The sequence below is a fragment of the Idiomarina sp. UBA4206 genome (assembly GCF_002383015.1).
Taxonomy (GTDB): domain Bacteria; phylum Pseudomonadota; class Gammaproteobacteria; order Enterobacterales; family Alteromonadaceae; genus Idiomarina; species Idiomarina abyssalis.
Genome location: NZ_DFTS01000014.1, coordinates 68,129 through 74,217 on the forward strand (window position 1 = coordinate 68,129; position 6,089 = coordinate 74,217).

The window sequence follows — 6,089 nt, forward strand, 5'->3', positions numbered from 1 at the left end:
CAGCCTCGGCCTTACCTTGTTGCTTGCGTTTTTGACCCGCAGCACGCTGGTGGCGAGGAGAACGGCGAGAGCGATCCCGACCTTTCTTTTCTTCGTTTGCTTTGGGCTCAGTGTCTTCTTTTGCTGGCTCTTCTTCTACGGCCTTGGCCTTTGGCGCTTCATGAGACGCTTCAGGTTCAGCTGCATCAGCAGGCTCTGCTGGCGTAGGTGCTTCAGCTTTCTCAACAGCCGTTTCAGCTTTATCTTCAGACTGAGGCGCATTATCGGAAACGGCTTCTTTTGCCTTTTCTTCTTGCTCCACGCTTTCCTGCTTAGCTTTTTCTACCGGAGGAGCTGTTGGCTGCTCTTCATGCTTTTCGTCATCAGCTGTTTTAGACTGAGCCTGATTTTGAACGAGTTCAGCAGCAGCCTGAATGCGTGGATCAAGCACCTTATCAGAAATGGCCTTGTTTTCAGCTTTACCGGAGCTACTTTGCTGTGCCGGCTTTTCTTTTGCCGCTGTTTGCTTTTGAGAGCTATTGTCGGCACTGACCTGCTCAGTACTTTGTTCCTCTTGCTTAGCCTCTTTTGCTTTTACTGTATCCCCGGCAGATGAAACTCTAACCGACTTTTCAATAGGTTTACGCTGACGGCGAGGCTTATCTTGAGGAGCTTTTGGCTCTTTGGCTTTTTCTGGCTCAGCCGCAGTACTCGCTTGATCGTTCTTAGCCGCTTCAGTTTTTGGTGTCTGGTTTGCTTTATTACTGCGTCCACGACGTCTGCGGTCATTCCGGTTACGTGTGTTGCGAGTGCCTGCATCATCACGTGAATCGGTCGACTTCTCTTCAGCTGTAGAAGCCGCTTCTTTGCTAGGCTCATCCTTGTTAACTGTAGACTGGTTGCGACCCCGTTGCTGACGGTTACCAGAACGGCGGTTACGGCCTCGACGTTGCTGATTCCGTTGATTTTGCGAAGTTCTTTGTTTGTTTTTATTTGCTTCGGCCTGGCTTTCTGCTTCATCGGAACCAAATAAACCTGAGAACCAAGCTTTCAAACGAGTCAGTAATGATGGTTGAGCTGGTTTTTTAGCTTCAACTTTTGGCGCTGGGGTAGGCGCTGCGCTCGGAGCCTGAAGGCCTTTTAATGCTGGCTCCTCAAACTTAGCTTTATCCTGGGTCAGGGTAATAGAAACCGGAGACTCTGTTTGCTCTGGTTTTTGCACCAACTGAAAACTTGCTGATTCAGGAACTTCGTCATCACGAATTCGTAAAACTTCAAAATGCGGGGTTTCCAGGTGATGGTTTGGAATAATGACGATTTTAACGTTATGGCGTTTTTCAATATGATTAACCGATTGACGCTTTTCGTTTAACAAATACGTGGCTACGTCAACTGGCACCTGTGAATGAACCTGAATGGTATTGTCTTTAATCGCTTCTTCTTCAATCAAACGTAAGATTGAAAGTGCTAAAGAGTCACTTGAGCGTATGGTTCCCTGACCGTTACAACGAGGACAAACATTGTTTGCAGACTCACCCAGTGATGGGCGCAGACGTTGGCGCGACATTTCCATCAAGCCAAACCGTGAAATACGGGCAACCTGAATGCGAGCTCTGTCTTGAGACAGGCTATCGCGCAGGCGATTCTCTACATCACGCTGGTGACGAGAAGGCGTCATATCAATAAAATCGATAACAACTAAGCCACCCACATCACGAAGGCGCAACTGACGCGCAATTTCTTCTGCTGCTTCAAGGTTAGTCTGCAGTGCCGTCTCTTCGATATCTCCGCCTTTAGTGGCGCGAGAGGAGTTAATATCGATAGAGGTTAAGGCTTCGGTTGGATCAATAACAATGGAGCCACCGGACGGAAGGCGAACTTCGCGTTGAAAGGCTGATTCAATTTGGCTTTCAATTTGATAGTGACTGAATAGCGGAACGTCACCTTCATATTGTTTTACTCGTTGCAGAAAGTCCGGACGAATTAATTGTATGTGTGTGCGTACCTGCTCGTATACTTTCGGGCTATCAATAAGCACTTCGCCAATGTCACGGCGTAAGTAGTCCCGCAGAGCACGGAAAATAACATTACTTTCCTGGTGAATAAGGAAAGGGGCAGGGCGTTCATCGGCGGCTTTACTAATAGCTTCCCAATGGTTAAGTAAGACGTTTAAATCCCACTCTAATTCTTCCTTAGATTTCCCTACGCCAGCTGTACGAACAATGAGCCCCATTTCTTTAGGCACATTCAGTTCTGATAAAGCTTCTTTAAGTGCTGAGCGCTCGTCGCCTTCAATGCGACGTGAAATACCGCCTGCGCGAGGGTTATTTGGCATAAGTACCAAATAACTGCCCGCTAAAGAAATAAACGTGGTTAAGGCGGCGCCTTTTTGTCCGCGTTCTTCTTTATCTATTTGAACAATAACTTCCTGACCTTCTTTAACCACGTCTTTGATATTCGGGCGGCCCTGGAAGGTATAACCTTGTGGGAAGTAGGTTTTTGCGATTTCTTTAAGAGGAAGGAAGCCGTGGCGGTCAGCGCCATAATCAACGAAAGCCGCTTCAAGGCTAGGCTCAATACGAGTAATTTTGCCTTTATAGATGTTGGCTTTCTTTTGTTCGTGACCAGGGCTTTCAATATCTAAATCGTAAAGGCGTTGGCCGTCAACCAACGCTACACGCAATTCTTCTAATTGCGTGGCATTTATTAGCATTCTTTTCATTACTGTGACTCAATTCTTTGGGCCACAATATGACACGCCCCTATGGCGATCGTGCAATTATCGAATTCGTCTGTCGCTGCAGGCCCTTTGGGACCTGCGTTACCCGTCATCTACAACGTGTAACTAAAATGAGTTTGACTGTGCCGATAACACCAACTGTTCGGTGTCATATTGTCGCTAAATTTTACGTCTGCAATCGATTATTAAACAAAGCGTGTTCGATGTGCTGTGTTCTTCTCCGTGCCATCAACATCTCGGGCAAGTCTCTTTTTAAACTTTAAAACCGTATGCTGATGTGGATAATGCGTCGCTCTGTTACTTCGACTGCGCGAAATATATTCTTCGTCTGCCATCTTCGATGGACTTTGACACTTAATTATTTCATGAAAACCACTGAAAATACAAGCAACAATTTCTCTGTTGAATCCTGCAGATGATGGTAAAATGGCGTTATGAAAACGATACAACAAGAAGTCCGCTGGCACACCGTCTCTGCAGACGAGTCGGGGCAGCGAATAGACAACTTCCTAATTGCGCAATTACGCGGTGTGCCTAAGTCATTGGTATACCGAATTGTACGTAAAGGTGAAGTGCGCGCGAATAAAAAACGGATAAAACCTGATTATAAGCTGAAGGAGGGCGATCTTATTCGTATCCCTCCGGTTAAAGTCAGCGAACGCCCGGATTTACCGTCAGCTAATTTAGAGCAGGTAGCGGCGCTTGAACATGCCATTTTGTACGAAGATGACGCACTCATGTTAATTAATAAACCTTCAGGTGTTGCAGTGCATGGTGGTTCGGGCTTGCAGTTCGGTCTAATTGAAGGGCTTAGAGCTTTACGCCCTAAAGAAAAGAGCTTAGAGCTGGTACATAGGCTGGACAGAGATACCAGCGGCTTGTTGTTGGTTGCTAAAAAACGTTCGGTGTTGCGAAACTTGCATGAACAGTTGCGCAATAAAGAAATGAATAAGCAATACCTGGCATTAGTTCGGGGGCAATGGCAAAAGCGGGTTCGCAGTGTTGAAGCTCCGCTAAAGAAAAACACATTAAAGTCCGGTGAACGAATTGTACGTGTTGATGCGGAAGGTAAAGCCTCTTTAACCCGCTTTCGTATCCAGCAAAGGTATAAGGAAGGGACATTAGTAGAAGCTTCTCCTGTTACCGGAAGAACTCACCAAATTAGAGTGCACGCACTGCACGCCGGACATCCTATAGCAAAGGACCCTAAATACGGTGACGCGGATTTTGATAACACAATGTCTCAAGTTGGCTTAAAGCGTTTGTTTTTACATGCCTGGCAGTTACGCTTCCTACATCCTGTTACGGCTAAAGAAGTTGCTTTTGAGGCACCGCTGGACGACAACTTACAAGAAACATTAAAGCGACTGACTCCCCAATAATATGGACAGCTTATAATGATGTACGGTAAGCGACTTATTGTGTTTGACTGGGATGGCACCTTGATGGACTCGATAGGCCGAATTGTGTCGTCTATGCAGAACACCGCCCGGCATATTGGTTTGCCCGTTCCAACCGATGTTGCCGTTAGAGATATTATTGGTTTGAGCCTTGAGCCGGCCATTGAGAAGTTGTTTGGTGTGCTTAACCCAGTAGAGTTGGATGGCTTTTTAGTCCAATACCGTGATGAATATGTCGATTTAAATCCCACACCGTCGCCCTTATTCAATGATGCGAAAGCTGTCTTGTCTCAGCTCACAGATTCGGGTCTTCAGCTGGCCGTGGCAACGGGAAAAGCTCGCAGAGGCTTACAGCGAGTTTGGTCAGAAAGCGAAACCGAACATTACTTTGTAGCTTCCCGGTGTGCAAGCGAGACCCGGGGTAAACCTGACCCTCAAATGCTTTATGAGATAATGGATGAATTAAACGCTCATCAGGAAGAAACAGTCATGGTTGGCGATTCGGTTCATGATATGAAAATGGCTATTGCAGCAGGTGTGCATCCTGTTGGTGTTAGTTTTGGTGTACATAATGCAGAGAGATTACGTGAGGCAGGTGCTGCTTTGGTTGTAGACTCATTAACAGAGCTCAGTGACAGACTTATAAAGGAGAGACCATGACATTACCGTTAATCCTTGGTTCAGGTTCTAAATACCGTCGTGAAATTTTAGATAAACTGCACTTGAAGTACGAAGTTGTTAAGCCCGATATTGATGAGTCTGCAATCACTTCCGAGAGCCCACAACAGTTGGTAGGGCGTTTAGCTGAAGCCAAAGCCCGTGCAGTTGAAAAGCTCATGGCTCATAAACAGGCGGTTATTATTGGTTCCGATCAGGTTGCAGTTTGTGACGGACAGATACTAGGAAAACCCGGTAATGCTGAGAATGCCGTTAAGCAATTACTGGGGTTTGTTGGTAAAACCGTTACTTTTTACACCGGTCTGGCAGTACTGAACACCGCGACGGAACAGTGCGAAGTGAGAGTGGAACCTTTTAACGTAGAATTTCGACACTTAAGTGAAAACGAAATTGAGCGCTACGTCGAGTTGGAAGAGCCATTTGATTGTGCCGGGAGTTTTAAAAGTGAAGGCCTGGGTATCAGTTTATTTAACAGTTTAAAAGGGAATGATCCCAACACATTAATTGGGTTACCGGCCATTGCCTTATTGGATATGCTGAGAACTCATAAAATTAACCCTCTAAATAAGGAATAACGACAGATTTCCCTTGTCACTAAGGTGGAACTTCGTTAACATTCGCGCGCTATGCAAAACGTTCGTATTCCCGTAACAGTAGACCCAGTCAAAAGTGCCAACAAGAAAGTGGTATATGACGGGGTTGTGCCTGGAAAAACAATGACACGACTTCAGGAAAGCCTGGTTGAACCATGCCCGGACCCTGAGGCCAGCGTTGAGTTTGGAATTGATGAACAGGGCATTAGTTATTTTACAGGGAAAGCAAAAGTTGCTGTAAAAGTACTTTGTGAACGCTGTAATACGCCCCTGGCAGTTGATATTCTGGCGCAATTTGCGTATGCTCCTGTCACTAAGCGGCAGGTGGCAGATGACTTTCCTGATAGCTATGAAGCTATTGAGGTAAACGATTTTGGGGAAATTAACTTGCATGGGCTTGTTGAAGACGAATTAATTCTGGCTATGCCATTAGCTCCTAAGCACGACGCTAAGGCATGTCAGGTGGATCGTGATGCGATGACGTGGGGCGAAATTGACGAATCAGCTGCTGAAGAGTCTGAGAACCCGTTTGCCGTATTACAAGAATTGAAGCGTAAATAATCAGGAGATAGCGTAAATGGCTGTTCAAAAGAGTAAGAAAAGTCGTTCAAGACGCGACATGCGTCGTTCACACGATGCGATAGACGGCCCAACACTGTCGGTTGACTCAACTACGGGTGAAACGCATCGTCGTCACCA

At 46.1% G+C, this 6,089-nt stretch carries 6 protein-coding genes; 5 read left to right on the forward strand and 1 reads right to left on the reverse strand.

The window, feature by feature from the left end; all coding sequences use genetic code 11:
- Positions 1–2,701 (reverse strand): ribonuclease E (rne, locus tag B3180_RS02990; RefSeq protein ID WP_286842949.1); only part of this gene is annotated, 2,701 nt, incomplete at its 3' end.
- A gap of 452 nt (positions 2,702–3,153) precedes the next feature.
- On the opposite strand from rne, the gene rluC reads away from it, so the two are divergent.
- From rluC to rpmF, 5 genes are all read left to right on the forward strand, one after another.
- Positions 3,154–4,101 carry a 23S rRNA pseudouridine(955/2504/2580) synthase RluC gene (rluC, locus tag B3180_RS02995; RefSeq protein WP_054487645.1) on the forward strand — a complete coding sequence of 316 codons (948 nt, stop codon included), beginning with the start codon at positions 3,154–3,156 and terminating at the stop codon, positions 4,099–4,101.
- Between the two features lie 15 nt (positions 4,102–4,116).
- On the forward strand, positions 4,117–4,779 hold the full coding sequence (locus B3180_RS03000; protein ID WP_278358670.1) for an HAD-IA family hydrolase: 663 nt from the start codon (positions 4,117–4,119) through the stop codon (positions 4,777–4,779).
- Complete coding sequence (locus B3180_RS03005; protein ID WP_222236941.1) at positions 4,776–5,372, forward strand: Maf family protein; 597 nt, start codon at positions 4,776–4,778, stop codon at positions 5,370–5,372. The genes B3180_RS03000 and B3180_RS03005 overlap by 4 nt, the downstream gene beginning before the upstream one ends.
- A gap of 51 nt (positions 5,373–5,423) precedes the next feature.
- Positions 5,424–5,951, forward strand: coding sequence for a 23S rRNA accumulation protein YceD (gene yceD / locus B3180_RS03010; protein WP_054487650.1), 528 nt, complete (start codon positions 5,424–5,426; stop codon positions 5,949–5,951).
- A gap of 16 nt (positions 5,952–5,967) precedes the next feature.
- On the forward strand, positions 5,968–6,089 hold a 122-nt coding region (gene rpmF, locus B3180_RS03015; protein WP_286843037.1), incomplete at its 3' end, for a 50S ribosomal protein L32.

What these genes read in the sequence shown, in the direction of transcription:
- rluC (WP_054487645.1), top strand. Translation starts at nt 3,154, where the DNA reads ATGAAAACGATACAACAAGAAGTCCGCTGGCACACCGTCTCTGCAGAC.
- yceD (WP_054487650.1), top strand. Translation starts at nt 5,424, where the DNA reads ATGCAAAACGTTCGTATTCCCGTAACAGTAGACCCAGTCAAAAGTGCC.
- B3180_RS03005 (WP_222236941.1), top strand. Translation starts at nt 4,776, where the DNA reads ATGACATTACCGTTAATCCTTGGTTCAGGTTCTAAATACCGTCGTGAA.
- B3180_RS03000 (WP_278358670.1), top strand. Translation starts at nt 4,117, where the DNA reads ATGATGTACGGTAAGCGACTTATTGTGTTTGACTGGGATGGCACCTTG.